This window comes from Microcoleus sp. Pol12A5 (assembly GCF_036701435.1).
GTDB lineage: Bacteria > Cyanobacteriota > Cyanobacteriia > Cyanobacteriales > Microcoleaceae > Microcoleus.
Map to the genome: position 1 here is coordinate 1 of NZ_JAUBQU010000093.1, position 25914 is coordinate 25914.

Sequence of the window (25914 nt, forward strand, 5' to 3'; positions counted from 1 at the left end):
AAAAATTATGTTTCGCCGAGCTTGAATCACCCATTAATTGCGATAGCGATTTTTCTTAACTTATTCAGCAAGCCCTAAATAAAGCACATTAATTTTATGGATACTTATAATTTTATCAAATTCCCAGCTAATATTATCTCGCTCAAACGATAGCGAAATTGGTTCGTAGTTAAGACGAAGAGTCGCGCTCCTACTCCCTCTGACTTCCATTCTTCACTACGAAATGGTAACGGTTATTTTACCGAAGATGATATAATTCAAAAGTGAATTCTGCTAATTCCAAATTTTTTGCAAATTGAGAACAAATCCCGGTAAAACATTTTCCCCAGAAAGGGTGAGAGGAGATTGTAAAACGTCCACTTATTGACCGGGACGATAAAATTCTACTTCTCGTTTTTTGCGGTTAATCAACCAACCCAAACGACAGCCATTTTGCATATATTCTTGCATTTTTCCCTGAGTCTTTGTCAATCTGTCACTCAGAGAAAGAAACTCGATTACAAAATCCGGACACAAGGGGATAAATTTGTCTTTTTGTTCGGGTGTCAAAGCTGCCCAGCGGGCTTTTTCTACCCAGGAGACATCAGGAGAGCGATCGGCTTTATTGGGCAGAGTAAACCCTGTGGAGGAATCAAACACTTCTCCGAGTTCAGTTCGATCGTTCCACGTCCAGATTTGAGCATTCGCTGTTGAGTTGCTTTTTCTCGTTTCTCCTCCGGTTGGTGGCATGACAATTAATTCTCCGTTGGCGTTCCGTTCAAGTTTCAACTCCGGGTTTTCTTAGCACAGTTGATAAAACTGTTCAGAAGTTAGTTTGATAATGGAATTGAGGTTTAAGGTGATAGCAGTCATTGTTATTTACCTGCTGTTTGTACGAACTTGATTAAGAATTAAAAATGAATAATCCCATTTTTAATTCTTAATTGTTAACTTTTAATTCTACTGCAATTGTTTGATTCTGTTGAGCGCGTCTTGATAGGCGCTGGTTCTTCCGCCTTGCTTGTAAAGTTCCGCTGCTTTTTGAAAATCGGCAATTGCTTTTGGTTGGTCTTTGTTGTCCAGGTAAGCTAAAGCTCGGTTGTAGTAAGCGTCGGCAAAACCGGGATTGGCTGCGATCGCCAGCGTGTATGCTTGAATAGCAGTGGAACCGCGGGTGGGTTCGAGTGGGGGCAAGGCGGCGGTGATGAAAGTGCGCGCATTACCGATATTAAAATACAATTCAGGGGTATATTTGGGCTTGAAAGCGAGTGCTCTGTTGAAATCCGCGATCGCCTCCCAAGCATCTCCTTGATCTAACAGCGAAAGTCCTCGAAAATAATAAGCTTGGGCGTCTTGAGGATTGGCGGTGGATACCGGGCCGATAGTGGCGGGAGTATTGTCTACTTTCAACTCGGATTTGTTTATTCCCGCCGCCACTAGCTTCGCGATAAATGTATTGATTGGAACTGCTGCGTTAAATCCGGTTTTAATCGGGGCGACTTCGCCGGAACTCGTTTGCGCGAAACCAAATTCCCCTTGTCCGTGTAAACCGATGACTCGGCCTTCGGAGTCAAAAACTGGGCCGCCACTCATGCCACTCCAAGTTACGGCCTGATAACGCAAAGTGTAACCTTCCGGGCGGCTGCCAGGGCGGCTGGTAACGAGTCCGGGAGAGAGTTCGGGTTCTCGTTGGGCGCCGAAAAGTCCGCCCGTAGCTGGATAGCCGTAAACGAAGATTTGAGTGCCTATGACGGCTTGATCGGAATCTGCGATCGTCGCGACTGGATATTCTTCGGGGCTTTCAAATTTGACTACGGCTAAATCCGGGTCAGTTTCGGCGGTTTGCAAACGGGTGACGGAGGTTGCTTGATAGTTTTTGCCTTTAGACGTGCGAACGGTGTATTTCACGTCTGCTTTTTCTACGACGTGATTGACTGTTAAAACTGTGTAAGTTTTGCCTTTTTTGGCAATAATTACGCCAGAACCGTCTCCTAGGGAACTGTTAATTTGTACTGTCAGCGGCCCGGCAATGCTGGCGACTTCTTGGGGGGTTTTGGCGATCGCGGGTTGGCTGATGACTATGGTTAAGGCTGCGGTAGTTCCTGCTAGCAGGGTGGTTAAGGTGTCGTAACGAGAAAAATTTATATTCATGGCTATTGCTAATTAGTAGTTGGGTAGCGGGATTTGGCGGAGAAAGGGCGATCGGCGATTTGTGCTTTTTTGTGTTTAGTTTTATTACTGATTTGACGCAAAGGATCTCGGCTTTGTTGTTTAGTGATAATTTTACTCGCTTTTTTGTTCCGCGATTCGCTATTTCCATGTAGGATGAGTACGCCACACCTTACTTAATCTCCATGAATGCTGCCCAACTTACTTATTAAAGCTCAAAAATACATGACTCGAACTCGGTGGTTAGTTCTTCCTTAGTCATGGTTCCCCGTGCGACTCACATGACTAAATCATATGCTCGAGCATCCGTCAAATTCAGAGTGGAACCATTTAAACGCAAAAAGGTATCCATCACCGCAAAAGCCGATCGCTTCTTACCGTCAATAAACGGATGATTCATCGCTATGTGATAGAGATAAGCAGCAGCTTGTTCGGCAATTATCGGATGCAATAATTGACCGCCAAAAGTGGCTTGCGGTGGAGCAAAAGCCGACTCTAACAAACCTTCATCTCTGACGACGGGAGTGCCACCAAATCTTTCTATCTGTCTGGCGTGGATATTGACAACCATACTTTGGCTGACAAAATTAGGAGTTGGCAAGGCGACGATAAACGTCCTTTCTTTCGCGTTCTGAATCTAGATATGCCTGCAATGCTTTGGCTTTGGCTTCTAGTTTTTGTTGTTCTTCTTCACTCTTTAAGGAACGGACAAATTCAAGCACTTTCAGCAGCAAGAATTCTGGCACTTGGTCGAGTTCTTGAAGAAGTTGGTCTTTTGCGGTCATGTTTCTTTCATCCTAATGCTCGTACAACTATTTTACAACCTCGCTTGTACCCATTCAACGATCGCCTCAGTCAATCCATCTAAGGTATATTCTTTGGCTTCCACATCTAACTTACCCAATAAATTTTGGCAGCTTTTGGAAGTTTCCGGTCCGATAGAAGCGATACAAACATTTTTTAACCTATCCTGATATCGGGACAATTCCGGGCTTTTTTCTATGAGCTTGCAAAAGTTATGCACGGTTTTGGAACTGGCAAATGTTATAATATTTACGGCTTGATTTTGGAGTGCGGAGAGGGCGATCGGGTCGATAGTTTCGGGACAGCAAGATTGGTAAGCTGGCACTTCTATTACTTGCGCTCCTTTGGCGGTGAATTCTTTTACTAAAACTTCTCTGCCACCACTTTCTACTCTCGGAAATAGGATTTTGCAACTTTGCAAGTTATCGGGGAAGTTCTCGACTAGGGAATCGGCGATAAAGTTGGGGGGAATAAAGTCTGGTTGTAGAGAGTGCGATCGCAAACTTTCTGCTGTTTTTTGCCCGACAACGGCGATTTTAATCCCAAACAAACTCCGGGCGTCTTTGCCTTTTGCTTGTAAGCGTTGAAAAAAGCAGTCTACAGCGTTGTGGGAAGTGAGAATTAACCAGTGAAAGCTTGACAATTGTGCTATCGCACTGTCTAATGGTTCCCAAGTGGATGGCGGCCCAATTACCAAGGCGGGCATTTCGATAACGCGAGCTCCTTGTTGCTGGAGTCGATCGCTAAATTCAGCAGACTGAGAAACCGATCGCGTGACTAAAATGGTTTTTCCTGCTAGCGGCAATTTGCTGTTATTAGTGGTGACAGGTGTATCGATCATATTTGTGCTTTCTGGCTGGATTAAATATTCGCGCAATCTAACTACTTCCCCAATTACCATCACGCAAGGCGATAGAGATTGACCTGCTGTTTGCTGTACAATGTTCGAGAGAGTGCCCAGCCAAATTTGCTGTTCGGGGCGGCCACAATCTCGGATAATGGCGATCGGAGTTTCGGTCGATCGTCCGTGCTTTTGCAATTGCCAGACGAGTTCGCTTAAATTGCGTCCTCCCATCAATATTACCAAAGTTTCTATCTGCACTAATGCTTCCCATTCCAAAGCATCCGGTTCATGGGCGCTCATTACTGCAAAACAGCGACTCATTACCGGATCTGTGAGGGGAATTCCTGCTAGTAAAGGTGCAGCTAATGCGGAGGATATTCCGGGTATTACTTCAAACTCGCAGCCCGCTGTTTTTAATGCTTGAATTTCGGAACTGGAGCGACCAAAAATAAACGGATCGCCGCTTTTTAGCCGCACGACTTGTTTGCCTAACTTGCAATTTTCTACCAGCAAACGGTTAATTTCTTGCTGCTGGGTGGAAGGTTTGCCGCCGCGTTTCCCGACTTCTATTTTCCGACAAGTTGCTGGGATTAATTCCAGTTGCGGGATGTCGATGAGAGCATCATAGATTAAAACTTCGGCTTGGGATAGCAGTTTGTGCGATCGCACTGTCATCAAGTTACAATCTCCCGGCCCCGCACCGACTAGATAAACTTTCCCTTTGTGGTTTTTCACAATTCCTCCTCGATAGTATAGTTTTATGAATATGGCTAGCCTATAGTAAGACGCGCCGAGGCGCACCCTACGCTATACTCAGCAGTTTATTGTATAAGAAAAGCTCTTTATGCAGATTATCATCATCACAGCCGCCGATGCAAATTACTTTGAATTGGTGCAAGGTACTATTTTATCGGTGCGGGAAAAACCCGAGGGTGAAAATGTAGCGATCGGCTTTTTCGATCTCGGCTGCACTCCCGAACAGTTGCAGTGGTTAAAAACACAAGTTAATATCATTCAAAAGCCGGAGTGGGACTTTGACTTTCCTGGCAGAAATGAATCTCCCGAACATTTAAAAGGACTATTAGTTAGACCTTATTTGCGAAAATACTTTCCCAATTTTGATATATACCTTTGGATAGATGCAGATGCTTGGGTTCAAGACTGGAGAGCAATTAATTTGTTGGTTGCAGGAGCATCGCGCCGGGGGCTGGCAATTATTCCCGAAGTTCACAGGGCAAGCTTGCAGCAGTACGGACAACTTCCTCAGTTTTGGCAGTGGGTTTATCAACTATATGAAGCTAACTTTGGTGAAGAAATTGCTAAGAAATTCTACAGTTATCCGATATTAAATGCCGGAGTTTTCGCCCTCAGAAAAGATGCTTTGCACTGGGAAATCTGGGCTAAGAAACTCAATCAAGGATTGCAAAGATCCGGCTGTGTCATGACAGATCAATTTGCCCTCAACCTCGCTGTTTACAGTGGCGAATTGTTCAATCTCACTGAAATGCTCCCACCTTGGTGCAATTGGATATTCAACGGTTTTCCGGTTTGGGACAAGCAGCGAGGCTGTTTTGTGGAGCCGTACTTGCCGCAGGAGGCGATCGGCATTTTGCATTTAGCTGGTCGCCAGCAGTTTGACCGAGTACAATTGATGGCAACTGACGGCGATCTACTGGAAATTAGTGTCCGTTATCAACCTAAAAAACAGGAAGCAATACCAATCTTTCAAGAACCAAAAATGACTTACCAACAACCTGAACTTAGCAAAAATAATTTATTACAACCAGGGGATTACGTTTCGCCAGGGTTCCAAATAATTATACCTGACTCCTATTTCCCCAATATGATTATTGCCGATCCAAATACGAGTAACTGGCCTTATTTACGCCGGGAAGTTCCGCATAATTGGTATGCAGACAAGCGCTATCCATTCATCGGGTTTTTGAATCGCGACGAAGCACACATCCTTTACAATACAGCTCTGCAATTCAAAGGTAAAAAAGCCTTAGAAATAGGCTGCTGGCTAGGGTGGTCGGCTTGTCACTTAGCGCTCTCAGGAGTTGAGTTAGATGTCGTAGATCCGCTGTTAGAAAGAGAGGACATTAGACAAAGCGTAATCGACTCAATTCAAGGCGCTCTAAATGCGTGGGGCGTTCAAACATCAGTCGAGCTAATACCAGGCTATAGCCCCCAAAGAGTAGAAGAATTTTCCGCTCAATTCAACCGCAAATGGTCGTTAATTTTTATTGACGGAGAACACGGAGGTGATGGGCCGTTAAATGATGCCATTGCGTGCGAAAAATTGGCTGAGGAAGATGCAATAATTTTATTTCACGATTTAACCGCTCCAGATGTTGGTAAAGGGTTAGATTACTTGAAGCAAAGGGGATGGCAAACAGTAGTATATCAAACAATGCAAATTATGGGCGCGGCTTGGCGGGGTAATGTCGAGCCAGTAAAACATCAACCCGACCCCAAGATTTCCTGGCAGTTGCCAGTACATTTGCACGGTTACAATATTAGCAGTTTAGAGACAATTAATTCTCAAACAGCCAGCCAAACCAATCAAAACCTACAGTCATCTTATACAAGAGATTTTTACCAATTAATCGGAGAAGGAACTCGCAGTTCTGCTAGAGAAATTATTCCCCTGCTGTTAGACTTGCTGCAACCCATTTTACCTAAAAGTGTGGTAGATGTGGGCTGCGGTACGGGAAGTTGGTTAGCTGCGTTCCACAAGTTGGGAATTGCTGATTGTTTGGGAATAGATGGTGATTATGTCGATCGCACTATTTTACAAATTCCTTTAAATCAGTTCCAATCCGCCGATTTAAAGCAACCGCTGCAAATAAACAGAAAATTTGACTTAGCAATTTCTCTGGAAGTTGCCGAACATTTGCCTGCTACCTGTGCCGAAAACTTTGTTAATTCTCTCACTCAACTAGCACCAGTGATTCTGTTTTCTGCTGCGATACCATTTCAAGGAGGCGTCGAACACGTTAACGAACAGTGGCCACAATATTGGGTTTATTACTTTCAGAAAAACGGCTATGCAGTTATTGACTGCTTGAGAAAAAAAATATGGAACAATGACAAAGTAGAGCCTTGGTACGCTCAGAATATCTTGATTTTTGTTAAACAAGAATACTTGTCGGGATATCCGAGGTTAGTAAATGAATATCAAAATACCGATCTGAATCAATTAGCCATCGTCCATCCCAAGATTTATTTTTATAGCTTGCAAACTGCGAGAAATTCGGCACATAATTTACAATCAGAAAGTGTCAAACAAGTTACAGCATCGCCACAATTGGCAGATCGACCTTTGGTATCTGTGATTATTCCCTGCTACAATCAATCTCATTTTTTGGTGGAAGCAGTAACTAGCGTAATTAACCAAACTTACAAAAATTGGGAAATTATCATTGTCAATGACGGCAGCTTAGATACTACCAGCACAGTTGCCAAAAATTTAATAGTAACAAATCCCCAATATCAAATTAGGCTTGTAGAACAAACAAATCAAGGGCTTTCAAGTGCTAGAAATGCTGGCATAGCAGCCGCAAACGGTGAATACATTATGCCTTTAGATGCTGATGATATCCTAGCTAAAAACGCCTTGACTGACCTTTTAGAAATATGTTTAAAATCAAATGTACCTTGCATAGCATTTGGTTCTTATCAAATGTTTGGTACAGAAAATCGCATAGTACCCAGTTACGACTTGTATTCTCCCGAAAATATCAAGCAATCTAACATGATTCACCCGTCTTCACTCTATCACAAATCTATTTTGGATTTGGTCAGCGGGTACAAAGTGGGGATGAAGGAAGGTTACGAAGATTGGGAGTTTTGGGTTAACTGCCACAAGCACAATATTCCCTTTTTGGGAACGAGAGAAGTAGTTGTCAATTATAGGCGTTACCAGGGTTCTATGTTGGCAAAATCTCAGCAATATCATCAAAAGTTGGTAGCACAAATTGTTTGTTACAACCGGGAAATTTACGATATAGAAAGCGTGAATAGTGCTAAAAAGCTATTGGAACAAATCGCAAGTTAATCTGGATTCTTTATTCTTTAGTTCGCCTGGGCGAAGCCAGCGCGCCAACGCTTAGGCTAACTAAACTTTGTGTAGTAGCGGATTCTATGCACCGGAAAAAGATTATTGTTAAAGCGAATTTGATATAACATCAAGAAAGCGCTTAACTTGTTTTTCCCAAGTCCAATCTAGCATAAAGTTAGCCGCAGCTAAACCGCGATTTTTTGATTCTTCGCGATTAGTATAAATTTGTTCCAAAGCCTCGACAACTTCTGCAACCTCAGACTCCCCCCAACCTTCAACACCGGAAAAAGGAGCAGTCTGTTTAACTCGTCCTTGGGTCCATAAAGGATAGCAAATGTGGCTGTAAATTAAGTCTAAATGACCCGTATTTGCTGATAAAATAGTCGGAATTCCGCAGGCCATACTTTCCATCGCGACTAAATTAGTGCCACCTTCGCAGCGGTTGGTGAAAACAGCGCAGTCGGCTTCTCGCAAAATTTGTCCCGCGAGGTGATTGGGAATTAAGCCGATGTCGATAAAAGAGTCAACTGGCAAACCATTAGCCACTAACCATTGGGAAATTCCTAAACTTCCGTCGCGGTTGATATTGGGAAGTCCGGCAACGTTTCCGGTTTGTTCGATTCCTAGCATATACTGAGGCCAGAAGTTGTGCCATGTTGTTAGTAACAAAGCCTCTGGATGTTTGGCGCGAAATCGTTTGAAAGCGGCAATTACAATATCTTGACCTTTGCGATATTCCAGTTTGCCGCCGGAGAAAATGACGAAGCGATCGCCAAATAGATTAGATTTAGGTGCAGGATGGAAAATTGTTGGGTCAATTCCTTGATGTACCATCGCCACATTAGTCAAGCCGTGGCTTCTCAAAACATCCGCATTCCAGTTGGAACCTGCGACAATCGCGCTATATTTTTTGGCTGTTTCTAGTGCTTCTGCTGTAATTCGCGTGTCTTCAAAAAATATGACTCCTATTTGACAAGCGCTGGTAATTTTATCGTCAACTCCAGAGGATTCTAAATTATTACCCAAAGCGTAAAGTACGGGAAAATTACAACTGATTTGTTTGTCGGAATTGGCTGCTACTAATTCCTGAAAACTTTTTTGCTTTTCAATTACAGGTAATAACAAGGATTTATGCAGCGGATTCATAGATTCTGAGGTGATTGATGGCGGTGCTAAAAGTGCAACTTGCCAAGCGGGATTTTGCAGCAGTTGTAGTGTTAAATTCACGCCGTAAATTCCCCAGCCGCTGGTGATGCTGAGGGGCCAAGTAATGCCGATTCCGGTAATTTGTGGGGGAGTTTCTGGGGGTTGAATTTGAGGCGGAGCATAAGAATCTGCGTTAGCAGGCTGAGCCTGGGTACGAGTAGAGATTAAGTGTTCTAAGGCTGCTTTGATGCGATCGCAAACTCCATCCCAATCACCAGCTTTTTGCTGCCTAAACAACCGCGCAGTGGGATACCAAGGACTATCTTCGCGTTCCAGCATCCAGCGCCAATCGGGAACAAAAGACAGCAAAATCCACACGGGTTTGCCCAAAGCACCGGCTAAATGTGCCACAGAAGTATCTACGCAAATTACTAAATCGAGTTGCGAAATAATTGCTGCGGTGTCGGCAAAATCAACGCAATATTCGCTTAAATCTTCAATTTGGTGTTGCTTTAATAAAGTGCGTGAAGCGCAGCTATCCTGTAGGGAATCGCCCCCTGACAAATCTTTCTGAAGACTGTAAAAACTAATTCCTGCAACATCTACAAATTTCAAAAAATCGCTCAATTTACACGATCGCCGATGATTGTTGCGGTGCAGCGGGCCGCCCGCCCACACAATACCTACTTTTAGTTTATTGTTCGGTTCTAGGGAAAATTTAAAATCCTGTGGCGCAGCTAAATAAGGAATATTCGCAGGTATATTTTCCAAAGTCGTTCCCAGAATTCGCGGCAAACTTAGCAAGGGGGCTTGCACTTGAAAATCTATCAAATCGCTCGGCCTGACTCCTACTCGATCGACTCCTGCAATTCCTTCAAATAAATGCTTCAGCAAGACATGACAAGCAACAATAACTTTGCCGCCTTTTTGCTTAACTAAAGGAGCGTAGCGGATAAACTGTATGGTATCGCCAAAACCTTGTTCGGGGTGCAATAAAATTGTTTTTCCCTGCAAATCCGAGCCGTCCCAAAGCGGTTTCTCAAAAGAGCGCGGATCTAATTGTTGAGTTTGCCAGCGCGATTCGTACTCCGCAAAACCCGGCTCATAATTTCCAGTTAAGAGCAAAGCTAATGCTAGTCTCAAGCGCCAATTTGGCGAGTTGGGACGTAGTTGAATTGCTTTATTGTAGAAGTCGATCGCCTCTGCGACTTTTCCCTGTTCTTCGAGGGCAGAACCCAAGTATAAGTTTGTTTCGCTCAGGTTGGGATTGGTTTCTAGCGCTTGTTTGTAGTGCGAAATAGCCTCGGTTATTTGCCCGTTTTCCTGTTTGAGATAACCTAAATAACTGTGGGCTTCGGCGTGGCTGGGTGAAGCGGCAATTACTTGTTCGTAACGAGCGACTGCCTCTGCTTTTTTACCTTGTTTTTCTAAGGCATTTGCTATGTGAAATTGTACCTGTGCGGGCGATAAAGAAAATCGAGGCGAGGCTTCGGTATCTTCCTTACCAGCTACAGCTTGGGAACGAGTAGAAATTAGGTGTTTTAACGCTGTTTTTATGCGATCGCAAACTCCCACCCAATCGCCCGGTGTTTGCTGCCGAAACAGTCGCGCCGTCGGATACCAAGGGCTATCTTCGCGTTGCAACATCCACCGCCAATCCGGCCTAAAACACAGCAAAATCCATACCGGTTTACCCAAAGCACCGGCTAAGTGCGCGACAGCGGTATCCACGGAAATTACTAAATCTAGTTGCGATATCACCGCCGCAGTATCGGCAAAATCGTTCAAATTGTCGCTCAAATCTATCACGGGAATTTGAGTTAACAAAGTACGATTGTCAGGCGATAAGTCTTTCTGAAGGCTGTAAAAACTTACACCTGGAATATCTAACAATGTCAGGAAATAGCTTAAATCGCTCGATCGCTGAAAATCCTTCAAATGTTCCGAACTTCCCGCCCACGCAATCCCAACTTTGAAATTGCGATCAAAATTTAGGGAAAATTGCCAATTGGACGGCGCAGCTAAATAAGGAACATTTGCGGGTATATTTTCTAAATTTGTTCCCAGAATATGAGGCAAACTCATCAGCGGTGCTTGCACTTGGAAAGCCGGCAATTCATCCATGCGAACCGCCACTTGTTCGATGCCAGAAATCTGCTTAAATAAACGCTTCAGTTCTTGATAGCACGAAATGATTACTTTACCACCTTTTTGCTGCACAATTGCCGCGTATCGAACAAATTGAATGGCATCGCCCAAACCTTGTTCGGATCGGAGCAAAATAGTTTGTCCGTTCAAATCTGAACCGTCCCAAACTGGTTGGTCAAAATTTAACCGTAGTAATTTTTTCGCCTGTTCTGTTTGCCAGCGCCACTCGTATTCTGCTAAACCGCACGGCAAGTCCCCAGTCAACAGCAATACTAAGCTTAAATTGAAGTGAGCTTTTACACAATTAACATCGATTTTTATTGCTTTTTTGTAACAAGAAATTGCTCGATTTACGTCTCCTACTTGTTCAAATGCACTCCCTAAATTAGTAATAGCTTCTAGATAATTAGGGTTCAAAGATATGGCTCGTTCCAAGCTAGAAATAGCCTGTTCTATTTTTCCCGCCCCCAAGCGTAACGTTCCCAGGTGATAGTGTCCTGTAGGATTGTTTGGTTCTACTCCAATTGCACGCTCGTAAAGCCGTTCAGCCTCGTCTAGCTGAGATTGTGTTTGCATCGACCTACCCAAATTTACCAGCGCGGGCACGTAATTGGAATTGACAGAAAGTGCTTGATGAAAACACGCGAGCGCACTCTGCAACTCGCCCTGCTGCTGGAGTACCGCGCCGAGATTGTTGAGAGCTTTGACGTAAACCGGGTTCAGGGCGATCGCCTTTTGAAAGCAAGATATAGCAGCCATTATATTGCCTTGATCTTGCAGCAAAATACCCAAGTTATTGTGGGATTGAGCGCAGTTTGGATCTATTTCGATCGCGCGCTGATAATAGGCAGCAGCTTCGGCTAAATCACCTATTTGGTGCAGCGTCACTGCCAAATTAGTCGTAGCCTCTATCGAACTCGGCTGCAAAACCAAAGCATTTTTAAAATAAGCGATGGCCTCGGCAAATCTTCGTTGCGACTTGAGAATATTTCCCTGATTAAACTGTTTTTGATATAAGTCAATATTGGTTTGAGCTTCTATTGGCGGTACAGCTTTTTGATGCTGACAAATTCTTTCTTTTAGAGCCAAAGCAGCTTCTTCTAAAACTCCTTCCCAATCTCCCGCTGTTGACTGGCGAAACAGCCGTGCCGTGGGATACCAAGGACTATCTTCGCGTTGCAACATCCACCGCCAATCCGGCACAAAACAGAGCAAAATCCACACGGGTTTGCCCAAAGCACCAGCCAAGTGTGCCACACAAGTATCTACAGAAATTACTAAATCCAGAGCACAGATAGCCGCCGCAGTATCCGCCAAGTCGTGCAAATAACAGCTTAAATCTGTTACGGCCATTTGCTCTAACAAAGCGCGCTCGTTTGCTGTCATTTCCTGTTGCAAACTGTAAAAATCGGCTCCAGGAATATCTAACAGTTTTGTCAACAAATTTAGGGGTAAGGATCGCACCTTATTTTGGGAATTTTTAGGATTTCCCGACCACACAACCCCTACTTTCAAATTAGTAGTTGGATTGAGAGTAAATTCCCAACCGGCCGGCGGAGCTAAATAAGGAACCTTCGTCGGTATAGTTTCTAAAGTTGTTCCCAGAAGGTGAGGCAAACTCATTAGCTGCGCCCGCACTTGAAAATCCGGCGCATCCTCTGGATTCACTATTAACGCATCGATTCCAGAAACTTGTGCAAACAAGCGCTGCAATTCCGGCAAACACCAAACAATTACCCTACCGTCTTTTTGTTTGACTAAATCTGCGTAGCGGATAAACTGAATTGCATCGCCTAACCCCTGTTCCGGGCAAAGCAAAATAGTTTTTCCCTCCAAATTTTTACCATCCCAAAGTGGCTGAATAAAGTTGTGCCGCCGGAACTGTTTTTCTTTAACTAGGAGTCGCCATTCGTACTCGGAAAAACCGCGCTGAAAGTCTCCCGACAACAGCAAAGCTAAACCTAAATTTAGGTGAGCTTCGGGGTTAGCGACATTGAATTTTACTGCTTGGCTGTAGCAGGTGACAGCATCTGCAAGTTGACCGCGATCGTGCAAAGCACTTGCCAAACTGGTGAGGGGATTGATATAACCGGGTTTGAGTTCGATCGCCCGACGGTAACAATCGATCGCCCCTGCCATATTTCCCGCTTCCTCAAAAGCTTTGCCGAGATTGTTCCAAGCTTGTGGAAAGTCGGGTTTCAAGCTCAAAGCTTGCTGATAGCAGGCGATCGCATCTTCAATTTTGCCTTGTTTGTGCAGGACAATTCCCAGATTGCAGTGAGCCTGTGCACTGGTTGGCAATGCCTGAATCGCTTGCTGGCAAACAGCTAAATCCTCATCCAACTTATCTGGGCTCGACAGCGAACTCGCGAAAGCGAGATCGGTTTCTGCCAAATTTGGCTGCAGCGCCAAAGCTCGATCGTGGTAGGCGATCGCATCTGGAATTTTGCCTTGTCGGATCGAGGCGTATGCTAAACGGTTCAAGGCGTCCACATAATTTGGCTCGATCGCGATCGCCCGTTCGTAATTCGCGATCGCCTGTTCGTAATTCGCGCCCGCTTCCTCCCCTTGCGCCTCCAAAGCAATCCCCAAATTCAAATAAGCCACCGCGCAATTAGGATTGACTTGAATCGCTTGCTCGTAGCAGCTTATAGCCTCCGCCACATCTCCTTGCTCTTCCCGCAACAGGCCCAAATTAATCAGCGCTTCCGCGCAATTCGGGTTCAAAGAAAGCGCCCGCTCATATTGTGCGATCGCCTCTTGAGTCTCCCCTGCTTCCGCCAGCGCGCTGCCCAAATTGCTTGCAGTTTCCGCCAAATTCCGGTCGATTGCTAGGGCTTGTCGGTAGTGCGCGATCGCCTCTGTTAGCCTGCCCGTTTGCTGTTTGACAACGCCTAAATTGCTGTGCGCGGCTGCGTAATTAGGATCGATCGCGATCGCTCGCTCATAACAAGCGATCGCAGCGCCAAAATCGGCTTGCTGCTGCAAATCCACGCCCAACCGAAACTCTGCATCCGCCGAATCCGATGGCACAAATGCAGCAGCAACCGCGCCTAGAGCTTCCGCCACCCGATCGAAAACGTCCTCCCAGTGGCCCCGCTGATGCTGGCGAAACAGCCTTGCACTTGGATACCAAGGACTATCTTCACGCTCCAGCAGCCACCGCCAATCCGGCGAAAACGCCAGCAAAATCCACACCGGCTTGCCCAAAGCCCCCGCCAAATGGGCGACAGCGGTATCGACACTAATGACTAAATCCAGTTTGGCGATCGCAGCAGCAGTATCGGCCAAATCGCCAAAATGCGGGCTCAAATCTACGATCGACGTTTGATTCAACAGCGCGCGATCGGCCTCGGAAACCTCTTTCTGCAAGCTGTAAAAACTTACCCCCAAAACGTCCAAAAGCGGCAGAAACTGACTCAAACTGCACGAACGCTGCTTGTTTTTGCGGTGTTTTGGATTCCCCGCCCAGACAATGCCAACTTTCAAAGTGCGATCGGGCAGAAGCGTAAATTCAGCACCCGCAGGCGGAGATAAATAAGCAGTATTTGCTGGTATTGTTTCCAGCTTTGTACCGATAATATAGGGCAAACTCAACATCGGCGCTTGCACGTCAAATTCCGGCAGTGGCTCGCCTTTAACTATTAGCAAATCAATGCCGTCAACCGTTGCAAACAAACGGTGCAATTGCGGGTAACAGCCAACAATTACCCTACCGCCTTTATTTTTGACGATCGCAGCGTAGCGGATAAACTGAAGCGAATCGCCTAAACCTTGTTCGGCGTGCAGCAAAATAGTCTTTCCCACCAAATCAGAACCGTCCCACAGCGGCCGGTATTCTCTCGCCGAAACAGTATTTTCTGGTCCCGCCAAAAAACAGGAATGACCAGTGTGAAATTCTTTAATTTGCCAGCGCCACTCGTATTCGGCTAGACCATTTTCCAAATCTCCCACCAACAGCAAAGCCAAGGACAAATTTAGGTGAGCGCTAGCGTGATTTGGACTTAAATGAATTGCTCGTCTGTAGCAGGATATCGCATCTTCTACCGCGCCTTTTTCCAGAAACGTCCGGCCTAAATTGTTAATAGCTTCCACAAAATCCGGCAGCAATTCTAGAGCTTTGTGATAATACTCCAGCGCCTCTTCTAAATTGCCCTGTTCTTGCAACACTGTTGCGAGATTGTTGTAAGCTTCCCAGCTATGCGGATTAATTTCCAGCGCTCGCCGGTACAGATCGATCGCCCTTACAAGTTCGCCTTTTTCTTGCAGGGCCACCGCTAAATTAATCAGGGCGGGTACGAAATCCGGTTGAGCTACAAGAGCTTGCTCGTAATGTGCGATCGCCTCTTCCGCTTGACCTTGTTCCTCAAAAATCTTTGCCAAGTTGTACGCTGTTTGAGGAATATTTGGATCGATGGCTAAAGCTTCTCGGTAATGCGGGATAGCGGCTTCCAATTCGCCCTTTTCTTGTTTGAGAAAACCAAAATTAATCCGCGCTTGAACGCAATTTGGATCGAGAGATATAATCTGTTTGTAAAGGGCGATCGCCTCTTCCCGATCACCTGTTTCCATTAACTGTTCTGCTTGTCGCAATAAATCCTCTAAAACAACAGGGTTATCCCCACCCGTCGCGCTCGCCCCCGATGTCTCACTCCCCAACAAGGGCTGGACTGCGGAGTCCTTACCTAACGCTTCGCTCGCAGCAACAATTTTTTGTTTGCTCTCATCTAGCAAGCTTGCACCTGTCTTTTTGAGAGCCACAGAATCGAGGTCGGGCGCATTATTAGCAGTCATGGCGAGTGAAACGAAGTCAAGCGAATTTTTGGCAGAATCTTCTGAATAACTAGCAGTATTGGCGATCGCAAAAGAGTTCAAAGCCGCCTGTACTTCGTCAAACAATTCTTGCCAACTTTCCGGCTGACTTTGGCGGAAAAGCCTCGCAGTTGGATACCAAGGATTGTCTTCACGATCCAGCAGCCAACGCCAGTCAGGAGCAAAAGAAAGCAGCACCCAAACCGGTTTTCCTAAAGCGCCGGCTAAGTGCGCCACAGCCGTATCGACACTAATGACTAAATCCAGTTGAGATATAGCCGAAGCGGTATCAGCAAAGTCGTTCAAATGCGGAGTTAAATCCGGCACTAAGTGTTGGTTCAACAAAGTGCGATCGCTCTCGGACAAGTTTTTTTGTAAACTATAAAAAGCGATTCCCGAAACATCCAAAAATCGAATAAACTCGCTCAACTTGCAAGAACGCTGATTGTCTTTCCGGCGCTGCGGACTCCCCGCCCAAACAATCCCTACCTTCAATTGGGCATCAGAATAAAGCGCAAATTTGCACTCAGTAGGCGGATATAAATAAGGAACATTTGCCGGTACTGTTTCCAGACTTGTCCCCACAATTCGCGGCAAACTCATCAGAGGTGCGTGAACGTCAAATTCTGGCAAACCCTCTAAACTAACTGATAAATATTCAATACCTGGAACTGTCGCAAACAACCGCATCAGTTCTGGATAGCAAGCCACCATAACTTTAGCGCCTCGGCTCCGAAGAATTGGGGCGTAGCGAATAAACTGAATAGAATCACCAAAGCCTTGCTCGACGTGGAGTAAAATAGTTTTCCCCTGCAAATCCGAACCATCCCAAACCGGCTGTTTAAATTGCCTCGGTTGTAGTTGCGGAGTGCGCCACCGCCACTCGTATTCAGCAAAACCGCGCTGAAAATCTCCGAATAATAGCAAAGTTAAACCTAATTCGAGGTGTGCGATGGCATTGTCGGGCTGCAATTCCAAGGCTCGACTGTGACAAGAAAAAGCTTCTTGAAAGTCTCCTAAATCGACCAAAGCGTGTCCGAGATTGTTAATAGCCTCCACGAAGTCTGGCTTTAAGTTTAATGCTTGTCGGTAGTGGGATATTGCTGCTTTTGCATTGCCTTGTTCGTGGAAAAATGCTCCTACATTGTTGTGAGCTTCTGGATTGTTTGGATCTAGTTTTACAGCTTGCTGGTAGCAGTTTAAAGCTTCTACTAATTTACCTTGCTGCTGCAAAATAGTTCCCAATTCCATCAGGGAATATATCAAATTGGGATTTATTTTTAAAGCGTGGAGGTAATAAGCTATCGCCTCGTTAAAGTGATTTTTCTCTTTAAATAAATGTCCTAAATTGTGCGCTGTTTCGTGTAGGTTTGGATCTAGTCGCAGTGCTGTTTGGTAAGCTAAAATAGCCGCGTCTATTTCACCTAATTGCTGTTTAATCCAGCCCAAATTATTGTAGGCGAGTGCGGAATTTGGCTGGATTTTGATTACTTGTTCGTAACTGGCGATCGCTCTTTGATACTCGCGCACATCCAGTAAAAGATTAGCCTTATTTAAATGTGCTTCTACAAAATCGGGGTTTTGGGCGATCGCCTGTTCGTAAAAGTCGATCGCCTCTGCAATCTTTCCCTGCTGTCTCGCCACTATTCCCAACAAACACAGCACATTTGCTGATTGCGGCTGCGCTTCTAATATCTGCCGATACAACTTCTCAGCTTCTAACAAACGTCCCGCTTGGTGGTGTTCCCAAGCTATTTTTAAAGATTCTTCTGCACCCAATTTGCAGGCAGATTTTGGCGATTTTTTTTTAGAAGCCATAGTTATCTTTGTTGTTTGGGAGTTCGCTAACTTGTAATTGCCAACTTGTTCTAACTTGTTAACTCTTCCTTCCTTCTTCCCCCTTCCTCCTTCTTCCTTCTTCCTTCTTCCCCTTCTACCCCAACAAACAAGCGGCGGGAAAAATCAGATATTCTAAGAAAAACAACTTCCAGATAAACTGATAAAATGCCGCAATTTCTATTTTATCGTCCAAATCAACTTTCGCACTCCAAAACCACATCAAACCCAAAGCCACCAAATGAGAAACTGCCAGAAACACTAAATTAACATTAGACAATACCATCGCTCCCGCCAAAGTCGCGCCCAAATAACAAACCGTCAACACCCAGCGAGATAAATTAAAGACGGCCGGCTTGCCCAGCTCAATCGTAAACGTAGTAATATTATATTCCTTGTCCCCTTCCATGTCGGGGATATCTTTAAAAATGGCGATCGCAAACGTAAACACCACAACAAAAACCGTGAGCACCCAAACTTCCGCAGGAATCCGAAAAGACACACTCTCCAAACTCCAGCCCGAAAAAGCGCTTTTCGCCCTTCCCAAACCCAACACCCAATTAAAGTGTAAAAATAACCCTAAATTTACGATAGCGCCCCGCACCGTAAAAATGCACAGCGCCGCCCAAAAAGAAAACCGCTTCAGCCGAATTGGGGGCAGAGAATAAGCAGTCCCGATCGCTAAACTAACGCCAACGGTAGCCAGCAAAAACGGGCCTTGTAAAACAGCCGTTAAAATTGCTATAATTCCCGTGGCAATTACAATTACTTCCCCGGTTTTCCGAGAAAACACTCCCGAGGCGATCGGCAAATACGGCTTATTTATTTTATCAATTTCAACATCTTCTAACTGGTTCAATCCCACAATATAAATATTGCCGCAAATGCAAGCCAACCAGGCAAAAGCTAGGGGCCAAAATACAGGATTCACAAACAGCCTCGTGCTTTGGGCGATCGCGTACAACGCCAATACGCTCAAGCTAGTACCCACAATTGTGTGCGGCCGAGAAAACTCCCAAAATGCCCTCATCCAGCTTTGCGGAGCCGAGCCATTTTTATCAATCCAAGACTTGCCAATCGAATCATTGCCCATAAATCTCACACCCACGCCAAACAAATAATATTCTGTAGGGTGCGTAATACGCACCTTACTCATCAACTCAAGACTCAAAACTTCTCTGATATATGCCTGTTATTTTACAGCACAAATCAGCCCAAAACGAATCAACCCGCTCTGATATCCACGGCTCATCAATCCGAGAGCAAGTGCTGCTTGAATAGTCGTCCAACCGCTCGTTAGCAAACCCCAAATCGCGCTCGGAGTCAAAGCAGAATCGATCACCACATCCCAAAAAGGAGCAACAGCTTTTGACCAATCAGCGGTGCGAATATTTGTCAAAGGCAAACTGCGGACAATTTCCTCATATTCCGGCAAAGAAATTACATAAGGCAAAGCATAAACCCGGTAAATTTCTGCCAATTGCTTTCTCTCTTCATCAGTTAATTCACCCGCCGTTTCTCCCAGCGGGCGGTGACACCAAGTTGCCAAAATCAAAGTTCCTCCCGGTTTAAGTACGCGACAGCATTCCTGCAAAAACTTAATTTTGTCTGGCATATGTTCGCCGCTTTCGAGCGACCAAACCAAGTCGAATGACTCGTCAGGAAAAGGCATATTCAAAGCATCGGCCACCAAAAAATTCACATTGCTTTGAGCATCGGCAATTTTAGCGCGTTCGGTCGCTCTGTTGGCCTGTACCGGACTCAGAGTAATCCCGGTCGCTGTAACGCTAGCGCCCGTTTTGTTTAGTTCGGGCGATCGGCTACGCTCTCGATCGACCTTGCCATCCAACTTTAAATTATTTTGAGCGATCGAACTAAACTTTTCGGTCAAATACAGCGTGCTGCCCCCGATCCCGCAACCGACATCGAGAATGCGGTAAGATTCACCCAGTGCCTTCTCTGACGGTACTCCAGCCCAAGCCAGCAGTTCTTCTATCAAATCTATCTGAGCCTGTCGGCGCTCTTTTTTCAAATTGCCATCCGGGCCGTAGTAACCGTGGTGCATATGTTCGCCCCACACCTGCTCCCACAAACCGCTAGAAGCGTCGTAAAGTTGCTGAATTTGCTGGTAAAGTGTTGATGTCATCGCCGGATCGCAAGTTATTAAAGGAATTCTACCGTTATTTTCCCGCTGTTGTCATAGAATTTGGCGATTGAGTTCGATCGGTCTCCGGCATTCGCCAAACAGAGATGTCCTGATTTCAAGCCCGAGGATCGATCTTGTGGGTTCCTTCTCAAACCTCAAATCCAAAATCGATTTGTGGGTTCCCTCTCAAACCTAAAATCTAAAATCGATTTGTGGGTTCCCTGTCAAATCTAAAATCTAAAATCTAAAATCTAAAATCGAATGACTGTCTCGCGAACCATTGCTTTGGGCTTTCTCGCTGTCATCCTCACAGGTGCTTTATTACTGATGATGCCCTTTTCCACAATTGATGGAACTTGGAGCGATCCAATAACAGCACTGTTTACATCTACTTCCGCTGTCTGCGTCACGGGCTTGTCGGTTGTGGATGTCGGAAAATATTACTCTTTTTGGGGGCAACTGTGCCTAGTTTTACTGGTGCAAATAGGAGGCTTGGGCTACATGACAGCCACGACTTTCTTGCTGCTATTATTGGGTCGCCGCTTTGGATTGAAAGACAAAGTTGCCCTGCAACAATCTCTCGACAAATCCGGGCTAGCCGGCGTAGTACAACTCGTGCAGTCAATTCTAGCAACAACGCTTTTGTTTGAATTAACAGGAGTGTTTTTGCTGATGACGGTTTTCGTCCCCCAATACGGATTTAAAGAGGGCGTGTGGTCTGCTATATTTCACAGCGTTAATTCGTTTAACAATGCCGGTTTTAGCATCTATTCAGATAATTTGATCGGCTACATCACTTCGCCTATGGTTAACTTCACAGTCGGGGGTTTAATCATATTTGGGGGAATCGGCTATCAAGTAATTATGGAAATGTACCTGTGGCTGCGCGATCGCTTCAACAAAAGCCCAATCTGCACAGTTTTTTCCCTAAACTTCAAAGTTGTTACTACTACAACGGCTGTCCTTTTAATTTTAGGAACGCTAGCCTTTTTGGTGTTGGAATACGACAACCCAGACACTTTCGGTGCTCTAAATTTTCCTCAAAAGGTGATGGCAGCTTGGTTTCAAGCTGTTACTCCCCGCACGGCGGGCTTCAATACAATTAGCATTGGCCAAATGAGCGAAGCCTCGCTATTTCTGACTATAGCGCTGATGTTTATCGGCGCCAGTCCTGGCAGCACCGGCGGCGGAATCAAAACCACAACTTTTAGGCTATTGTTTTGCTGTACCACAGCAGTTATCGAAGGCCAGGAAGATGTGGAGTGCTATCAGCGTCAAATCCCGCCACCAATGATTCTGAAAACGATTAGCGTAGTCTTCGGTTCCCTGTTGGTCGCGTTCACATCTGCTATTTTAATCGAGCTGACCAATCCCCAAGTAGAATTTATCGCAGCGCTGTATGAAGCAGTTTCAGCTTTTGCCACGGTCGGTCTTTCCACTGGGATTACACCCACGCTTTCAGCGATCGGTAAGTTGATTTTGATTGCTACAATGTATATAGGTCGGGTTGGCGTGTTGCTGCTGATAAGTGCTGCATTTGGCGACCCCAAACCCAGGTCTTTTAAGTATGCTGAGGAAAGTTTGTTAGTGGGATAAAAAAATCCTGCCTACTTGCTGATAATCTAAACAATGGGTGACAACCCAAATCAACTTTTACTACTTACCCAAAAATCAAAAGGAGGCGGCGCTGTCTCTGCTAAAATTTAAACAGCAAGAGGCTCAGCGCTGGATATTGAGTGAACCTGTCATCTTTGAATTTTTTTCGCACTTTGCGCGCCGACAACAAGCAGTTTGCAGTTATTGGTTTGGGACGCTTCGGCAAAGCTGTGTGTTCGACTCTGCACGGCTTGGGTTACGAAGTCTTGGGAGTTGACACCGATGAAAAAAAAGTAACTCAAGCTTTGACCGATCGTATTGCTGCTCACGTTGTGCAGTTAGATTCTACTGAGCCTAGCGCTCTTGGGGAAGCCGGTATATTTGAATTTGAAACAGTGATTGTTGCGATCGGCAATTACCTAGCAGAAAGCATTACCACCACCCTAAATCTTAAGGAAGGCGGGGTAAGTCACGTAATAGCCAAAGCTTCTTCGGAAACTCACTTAAAACTGTTGAAAAAAGTGGGTGCAGATCATGTAGTTTTTCCAGAACGAGAAATGGGCTGCTCTTTGGCCCGGATTCTTACACAGCCCAGCATTTTAGAACGGTTTGACCTCGACCCAGATCACAGCATCGTTGAGGTGCTCGTTCCTGAAAAGTTTGACGGTAAAACCATCTCGGAATTGGAGCTCCGGCGCAAGTATGGTTTGAACTTGCTAGCAGTCGGTCGCGCCGACAAGTTCGAGATCAATCCGCAACCAAGTGAACGCTTGAAAAAAGGCGACGCGATGGTAGTAGTTGGTTCTAATAAAGATATCAGTCGCTTGCCAATTTAACAGTTCGCTATTTTACGCACGTACAGCAAAACTCGTAGACTCAGAAACCCGGTTTCTTGGGTTCCGAGTGTCTAAGTCCTAAGCAATTATTGCGGGATGTGTGAAAATTTCATAACCTTACCAACCCGGTTTATCTTAGATAAACCGGGTTTCTCTGTCAATCTTTATGCTCTAATTTTTAACTGAAATATATAAATTGAATTTCACCAGTTCTGGGGTTGATTCCGTCTTTGCGACCTCCTCCGAGAACCTAGCCAGACAAATCGCGAAAAATTTTATTTAACTATTTAACAAAGTAGCAGCACTTGATCGCGCCCCCGCAAATCATAGGAGCGCTAGCCCTGAAAATTCAGCCGACTTTCAAAATTTTTTGCAAATAAGCTTTGCCGAAAACCACCACGGCCAAAACTAGAGCGAGTTCAACAGGCCAAGGACACACCGCCAGCAACCAAATTAACGAACACACTCCAATAATTGCAGCTATGGGAGCCGGAATTCCGTCTAGCGTTCTGTTGTCAGTCCCGGCAGTCACCCACCAAGCAATCAAGCATACCGTCAACGGAATCAAGCAACTTGCGATCATGATTTTTACCCCATCAATTTTTTTTACATATGGCATCTGAGCATATTGTAACAATACATCAAAGATTCGGAAATGCACCATTAATTACGATAAAATTTAGGATTAGGTAATTCATACGCTGGGGTGATAAATTTTTAAAATTTTTAGCTTCTCCTCTCTCCGAAGGCAGAATTAGGCGGGCATCTAGCATGATAGGGGGATTTTATTTCGGCAGAAGTGATGAAAGCTTTCTACCTGGAGACGAATAGCGATGCGCCCATCTCTGCAAGTTATACTCAGGATTGCAGGCAGTTACTGTAGAGCGTGAATCAATGCTGGGCAAATTTTTTCGCAAGCCAGAATCAGAAAACCTCGATCGCGTCCCCCCAGGTCAATACCTCGCCAACGGCTTTCCTGTGCTGACCTACGGCGATACACCCTCCGTCAGTATTGAGAGTTGGGAATTTAAAGTCTGGGGATTAGCAAAACCAAAAACCTTCACTTGGTCGGACTTCCAGGCCATGCCCCAAAGTAACTTTACGGCGGATTTTCACTGCGTCACCCGGTGGTCAAAACTCGATGTGCAGTGGACGGGAGTCAAAGTCACAGATTTTATGAACTATATAGAAGTCGATCCAAAAGCTCTGCACGTCATGGAACACTGCTACGGCGGCTATACTACCAACATTGCGATCGCCGACTTCCTCCGAGAAGAAAACTTTTTCGCCCACACCGTCTTCGGCGAACCTCTGTCAGCAGACCACGGCGGCCCAATGCGGCTCGTAGTTCCCCACTTGTACGCTTGGAAAAGCGCTAAATGGATTAACGGCTTGGAATTTACAGAAACCGAAGAACTCGGTTTTTGGGAACGCAACGGCTACCACCAGCGGGGGGAACCTTGGGCAGAGGAACGCTACAGCGGTCTTTTTTGATTTGGGCGATCGGGAGCAAAGACGGGGCGAGAGCTTCTCTATACAATCTTTGTTGAGGGGCAATCCGATCTTTTACTGCTTCAGTCTGGGGAAATTCCATCCCCTCCGCATCTTTGGGATATCTCACGCCACCGCATCTACTTAATTCAACCAAAACACGTAAATCCAAAGATCGCAGTTTGTACGTACTTTACCCGATAGATAAACTACTTTAACTCCCCTACAAAAGTCCCAAAAAACAAATATTCCCAGTTTCTGGTTAATATAAAACTTCTCTAACTGTCAGTACGCACAAATATTACCGTATTTATACTTAAGTGTTTGCTGTTCAGGATTTAGACTTGAGAATTAAATAAAAAATTAGCATAGGTCAGCTCGAAATCAGTTGCGCTACTCCGCGCTCCCAGACCAGTGACTGCAAGGTTTCTATCCACACTCTTTATAATTATTTAGTGGCTATTTGTAGGGAGCGATCGCCTGCTGATAGATGCGAGCGACAGCATTTGTGAAGGTTATGTAAAGGCTTGATAAAGAATATGTCAAACTTTACTTAAAGTGAACCAAATACAAAGAAAGTATCGCATAATGAAAATATTAAGACCCTCGCACAAAAGGAACAGGTTATGAATACCAAACTCTTATCCGCCCTAACAGCTACCGCAGCCGCCACAGCTCTGTTTGGCGCCGGAGCTCCAGCTCAAGCCTTCTCCTTTGGCACCAACGGCATCACATTCACCCAAGATACAAGCGTCAAGTTTAACTTCAAAGAATCTCACGGAATGTACCAATCCTCTTTGGGAGTCTACAGTGTGAAGGACTCGGCGGTCTCTCTAGTTAGCACGCTGTTTTCGGAAACTAAATCCTCAGACAACTACTGGGACAACGAATGGAAAGGAACTCTGGGCAATACAGTCTTGGGTTCTGGCTCGGTAGTATTCACATTCCTGGCAAATCAAGTTTACACTTTGGGGCTCGACAGTGACTGGGGTGGCAGTGTCTACTCAACCTCAGCCTTGAACAGTGGCAGCCAGCAAGCGGTGTTTGGGGCGCAATCGCAACTGTGGGACGCACTTGGCAAAGAAACCACGAACGTCTTCCAAGCTGCTGGACAATTTACCAACGGCACAGGTTCTCTGTTTAATGGAGGCACGCTAATCTCCTTCGACGATCGTGGTAACAACAACGACGCAGACTTCCAAGACTTCGCAGTGAGCGCAGAAGCAGTTCCAGAACCGATGACAATGACTGGTTTGGCTCTCGGTTTGGGTGGCTTGGTTGCAGCACGCCGTCGTCGCGCTAGCAAGACGACTTCATGATTTGTTTCAACCGGAACAATCTCATCAATTACGTTTGACAACAAAATAAAGTTCTATTTGGAGGCGTGCTAATGAGAAATAGGCTCGCCTTTTGCTTGATTTGAAAAGTCAGAAGGGAGAAGTCAGAGGGACGTTCGGCCACGCAGCAGTGTACGGGATTTAATGGATTTAACGGATGGAGGGGGATGGCACAAGTCAAAAGTGAAGAAGTCCGACAGGAGAAACAGGATTTTTCCCACTCTCTGACTATCCCACTCTCGCTTTCTCCCACAGTCTCCCTCTCCCAACTCAAAATTCCAAACTCACTCACGGTAAAGGGTTCGATCGTACAAAGTCACCGCTACGGGTTGAATAATTTTAAGGTTCCCACAGACGCACGCTACTTTAATCGCCTCCACTACCACAGTTTTTGTCCGTTGCACCTGTGCTTGTTCCTGCAGCTTCCAATAGGGGAAAATAAGATGCAAATAATCTTGGTTAATGCCTAAACTCTCAACTTCTGGAGTTGTTTGGGACAAAACGCCTTCGACTTCGGAAATAGCTTTAACCAAGGTTTCAATTGTTCAGGAAGGCCGAGCTTGTAGGCTAAAATTAAACGCAGGTTGGTGGGCTGGTGTGTAATGGTTGTTAGTACCGGCACTGAATTGGTATAGTCATTTCAAATAAAAAAGAGACACTATTGAGCGCAGTAGGCACAGATGAGTTCATCTAAAGATGTGCCAGGA

The 25914-nt window shown here is 45.4% G+C and carries 14 protein-coding genes and 1 pseudogene; 5 read left to right on the top strand and 10 right to left on the bottom strand.

What is annotated here, in order from left to right; translation table 11 throughout:
* Positions 1-273 precede the first annotated feature (273 nt).
* From QUA45_RS21025 to cobA, 5 genes and pseudogenes are all read right to left on the bottom strand, one after another.
* A pseudogene (locus QUA45_RS21025) lies at positions 274-852 on the bottom strand (Uma2 family endonuclease).
* 87 nt (positions 853-939) lie between these two features.
* The gene (locus QUA45_RS21030) at positions 940-2130 is read right to left on the bottom strand and encodes a tetratricopeptide repeat-containing serine protease family protein (RefSeq protein WP_333099233.1); all 1191 of its coding nucleotides are present in this window, start codon (positions 2128-2130) and stop codon (positions 940-942) included.
* 295 nt (positions 2131-2425) lie between these two features.
* Entirely contained in the window at positions 2426-2719 is a 294-nt protein-coding gene (locus tag QUA45_RS21035; RefSeq protein ID WP_333222016.1) for a Fic family protein, read from the bottom strand.
* 16 nt (positions 2720-2735) lie between these two features.
* Positions 2736-2933 (bottom strand): DUF2281 domain-containing protein, encoded by a 198-nt coding sequence (locus QUA45_RS21040; protein WP_333222017.1) that lies wholly within the window; start codon positions 2931-2933, stop codon positions 2736-2738.
* A gap of 32 nt (positions 2934-2965) precedes the next feature.
* Positions 2966-4531 carry a uroporphyrinogen-III C-methyltransferase gene (gene cobA / locus QUA45_RS21045; protein ID WP_333222018.1) on the bottom strand — a complete coding sequence of 522 codons (1566 nt, stop codon included), beginning with the start codon at positions 4529-4531 and terminating at the stop codon, positions 2966-2968.
* 109 nt (positions 4532-4640) lie between these two features.
* On the opposite strand from cobA, the gene QUA45_RS21050 reads away from it, so the two are divergent.
* Positions 4641-7856, top strand: a complete 3216-nt coding sequence (locus QUA45_RS21050; RefSeq protein ID WP_333222019.1) for a glycosyltransferase — start codon at positions 4641-4643, stop codon at positions 7854-7856.
* A gap of 108 nt (positions 7857-7964) precedes the next feature.
* Here QUA45_RS21050 and QUA45_RS21055 read toward each other — a convergent pair whose 3' ends face one another.
* The 3 genes from QUA45_RS21055 to QUA45_RS21065 all read right to left on the bottom strand — a co-directional run bounded on the left by QUA45_RS21055 (position 7965) and on the right by QUA45_RS21065 (position 19947).
* A complete protein-coding gene (locus QUA45_RS21055) occupies positions 7965-17783 on the bottom strand; it encodes a tetratricopeptide repeat protein (protein ID WP_333222020.1) in 9819 nt (3272 codons plus the stop codon).
* 115 nt (positions 17784-17898) lie between these two features.
* A complete protein-coding gene (locus tag QUA45_RS21060; protein ID WP_333222022.1) occupies positions 17899-18957 on the bottom strand; it encodes a homogentisate phytyltransferase in 1059 nt (352 codons plus the stop codon).
* 36 nt (positions 18958-18993) lie between these two features.
* Positions 18994-19947 carry a methyltransferase domain-containing protein gene (locus QUA45_RS21065; RefSeq protein WP_333222021.1) on the bottom strand — a complete coding sequence of 318 codons (954 nt, stop codon included), beginning with the start codon at positions 19945-19947 and terminating at the stop codon, positions 18994-18996.
* A 261-nt stretch (positions 19948-20208) separates the two neighbouring features.
* Between QUA45_RS21065 and QUA45_RS21070 the strand changes: the two genes are divergently transcribed.
* Both QUA45_RS21070 and QUA45_RS21075 read left to right on the top strand, forming a co-directional pair.
* Positions 20209-21543, top strand: a complete 1335-nt coding sequence (locus tag QUA45_RS21070; RefSeq protein WP_333099243.1) for a TrkH family potassium uptake protein — start codon at positions 20209-20211, stop codon at positions 21541-21543.
* A gap of 140 nt (positions 21544-21683) precedes the next feature.
* Positions 21684-22379, top strand: coding sequence for a TrkA family potassium uptake protein (locus QUA45_RS21075; protein WP_333099245.1), 696 nt, complete (start codon positions 21684-21686; stop codon positions 22377-22379).
* A 349-nt stretch (positions 22380-22728) separates the two neighbouring features.
* Here the strand turns inward: QUA45_RS21075 and QUA45_RS21080 are convergent, their stop codons facing one another.
* Positions 22729-22998, bottom strand: coding sequence for a hypothetical protein (locus QUA45_RS21080; RefSeq protein ID WP_333150818.1), 270 nt, complete (start codon positions 22996-22998; stop codon positions 22729-22731).
* 275 nt (positions 22999-23273) lie between these two features.
* On the opposite strand from QUA45_RS21080, the gene QUA45_RS21085 reads away from it, so the two are divergent.
* Positions 23274-23873 (top strand): sulfite oxidase-like oxidoreductase, encoded by a 600-nt coding sequence (locus QUA45_RS21085; protein WP_333068079.1) that lies wholly within the window; start codon positions 23274-23276, stop codon positions 23871-23873.
* 623 nt (positions 23874-24496) lie between these two features.
* Complete coding sequence (locus QUA45_RS21090) at positions 24497-25189, top strand: PEP-CTERM sorting domain-containing protein (protein WP_333099247.1); 693 nt, start codon at positions 24497-24499, stop codon at positions 25187-25189.
* A 302-nt stretch (positions 25190-25491) separates the two neighbouring features.
* Here QUA45_RS21090 and QUA45_RS21095 read toward each other — a convergent pair whose 3' ends face one another.
* Positions 25492-25740, bottom strand: a complete 249-nt coding sequence (locus QUA45_RS21095; protein ID WP_333099248.1) for a hypothetical protein — start codon at positions 25738-25740, stop codon at positions 25492-25494.
* Positions 25741-25914 lie beyond the last annotated feature (174 nt).